The sequence below is a fragment of the Luteibacter sp. P4_E6 genome, from assembly GCF_056401535.1.
Genome location: NZ_JBFUJE010000559.1, coordinates 1 through 2394, shown reverse-complemented (window position 1 = coordinate 2394; position 2394 = coordinate 1). Strand labels below are relative to the sequence as shown.

Below are 2394 nucleotides of genomic sequence, written 5' to 3'. Positions count from 1 at the left end.
CCCCAAAGCTGCGCTGGCGAACGCCTGCGTTTGCTCGTCGTTATCGACACTGAGAAAGTCGGCCGCGCCCAGCAAGAGGGCGCACGCGTACGTCGCGGGCATCGCAAAGGTCGTCGGCTGCGTGGAGTCAGCGCGCCGCGCCATGCGGGCTACCAGGGCCGGTGACAGCTCTTCGGCAAAGAGGCGTCCGACGCTCCGCACGAAGGCCGTGCTCAAGCTATCGTCGCCTAGACAAAGATGACTGTGTACGCGGCGCATCATCCGGAATCGCTCGCCGAGCCTTAGCCTCCCGCGAATCGCCGCTAGCCAGACGGCTTCATCATTGACCAACGCGTCGCCCGTGTCACCCGGGTCGAAAGTCTGCCGCTCCGTATCGTCCTCAACCGGAAGATTCAGATATTCCCGCCACGGTGCGACTGCCTGGGCCGCGTCGACGGACGCGCAGACGAGCAAGCCCTCGTCGCGACTCAGGGTCGGGCGGCCGTCGAAGAGCAGGCGCTCTGCGGCGGCCTCTGGCCCGTGGACTGCTTGGAAGGCGTGCCAGTAACCCTCCCAGCGATTGGCGCCGTCGTCGAAGCAACTGGCCAGCGATCGCAGCAGTTCGCCACAGCGGACAAGGGCAACCCAGTCCACGGTGCGCGCTGCAGTATCGCAAGCCAACCATAAATTGTGCTCGATCGCTTCCTCGCAGTGGCCGCCGAGCAGGCTTTCCTCAACGAAGGAGTTGCTTACGCGCTGAAGGATCTCGGGGTCACGCCCAGCGCGACGCAGCAGAACGAACAGGAAGCGATAGCTGCGGGCGTCATCGAAAAAGGCGCGACTTTCCAGCCACGTGATCGCTGGGTTCAGCACGGACGATAGCTGTCGGCCAGCCTCTTGCAGTTGCGTCAACATGAAACGCCGGAATGACTCGTGGAAAATCCGAATCCCGCCTTGCGCCGTCGCCTGGGTGAGGATCGGCGCAAGGGCGCCCAACGTCTCATTGACCCATTCCCCCAGCATCGGCCCGGTGATCTCGGTCAGCTCGCGAGCGGTCACCGCGAAGTCCAAGACCCCGAGCAGATCGGCGACTGCCTTGGCGTCCTGGCTCGCTTTCGAGTACAGGTGTCGGTAATAACGCGCGATGTCGCCCTCGATCACCGGGGCATCGCGTAACCAGTCGTACGGTTCGATGGCGTGACCCTTTGTCAGGGCCGTGATCAGTCCGCGAATCAGATAGCGGGCGTAAAGCGGGTTGCCCTCCGCGCGCTCGGCGAGAAGATCGAGCGCCGCCTGGCGCGCATCGGGCGCATGCCAATGTAGATCATCAAATACTGCCAGCAGTCCGTGACTTCGCGCCAGGCCTAGGATCTCGGTGGCAGACCATGGCGTGACCTCGTGACAGGAGAGGGCTTCGCCGGCGGCGTGGCGGAACGGGTCGAGGTGATCGCCTGGTTGTGAACCGAGCACCAGCGTGACGGCGGCGGGCAGTCGGAGTGACGCCAGGTGCTCGACGATGTCCGTATCGGCCTCGCTCAGATTAACCGAGGCGGCGCGGACCCGCGCGATGTGGTCTAGTCCGTCGATGATCAGGAAGATCCGGGTCCCCGTCGCGGCAGCTTCGGCCAGTCGTCGTTCCAGTTCGACCGGACCGGCGGCGAAGCCTGCCGGCGGGAGCCCGCCGTGCCCAGCCAACGCGTCGTTTAGTTCGCCGAGCAAGTTGCCAAAGAACGCGTCAGCGATGACGCGTCGTTCAACCAGTTCGTCGCCTGGGTCGAGGAAACAATAGTGGCGTGCGACAACGTGCCCGCCGTCGACGAGGTCCTCGGCCAGTTGAGTGAGTGCCCAGGATTTCCCCGCGCCTGGGCCGGCAAGCAGGACGTGGTGACCACCAGATTCGATCGCCAGGCGCAGTCGCCGTCGTTGGACAACTCTAGGCTGGAGGACCGCGCGGTCGAGCGGAAAGGCCTGGGCGATGCGGCCGAAGTCCGTGCGCACGCCCAGTCGGCGAGCGATTTCCCCCGGGAGCAGCCGCGCGCCATTTGCACGCGCGTTGGCGGCCATGTGAATCGCCAACGCCGCGACATCCCCGACGTCGCGTTCGGCGTTCGGGTACCGTCCGATGCCCACGCGTACCGTCAGCGCGTCCAGCAGCGCGCGCTCGAGGGCGCCCGGAGCGTCCAGGTCCAAGGACGCGGCCGGCAATTCTAGCTCGACCACAAACCGCTGACAGAAGCGTATGACATCGGCTCTACTGGCTGGCGACGTGCCCTCGGCGGGAAGGAGGCATGCGAATTTGGGCGGCTGATCCACCGGCCATACGTCGTCTGCGCTCAAGCGGTAACGCCGGCCGGTCGTATCGCTCACGGTAGGGGGCGTATCGAGGGACTCGAGCAGCGGTAGCAAAGCATCACC

Annotated in this window: 1 protein-coding gene; it reads right to left on the bottom strand. The window is 65.3% G+C overall.

Annotated elements, in window-relative coordinates; all coding sequences use genetic code 11:
- Positions 1-2346: AAA family ATPase (locus AC1DT2_RS20740; RefSeq protein ID WP_477298432.1), on the bottom strand; the 2346-nt coding region annotated here is incomplete at its 3' end.
- Positions 2347-2394: the final 48 nt, after the last annotated feature.